The 267-nt window shown below is 67.8% G+C and carries 1 pseudogene; it reads right to left on the reverse strand.

The annotated features are described in order from the left end of the window. A pseudogene (locus ACSNOK_RS34495) lies at positions 1-267 on the reverse strand (IS481 family transposase); the annotation flags it as partial.

The raw sequence follows: 267 nt of genomic DNA on the forward strand, positions 1-267 counted from the left end.
GTGTAGGCCAAGCGGGTGTGTCCGTCCACGGCCGAGTGCAGGAACGTGTACCCGACTCGTGTGCCTCGGTTCTTGGGGGCTTTGTGGCGGGCCCTGTCGGCATCGGAACCGCGTCCGTGGACTCGCCAGCCCCCGCCGTCGGGGATACGTCCGACCTTCTTAACGTCCACGTGGATCATGTGGCCGGGGTAGCTCGCGGTGATCTTGCCCGGTGGGTGCTCGCGCAGCAGTTGCCCGTCGGTGTCCAGGTGCCGCAGCCGGTTGAGG

It is taken from the genome of Streptomyces sp. URMC 126 (genome assembly GCF_051386555.1).
In the GTDB taxonomy this organism is placed as follows: Bacteria; Actinomycetota; Actinomycetes; order Streptomycetales; family Streptomycetaceae; genus Streptomyces.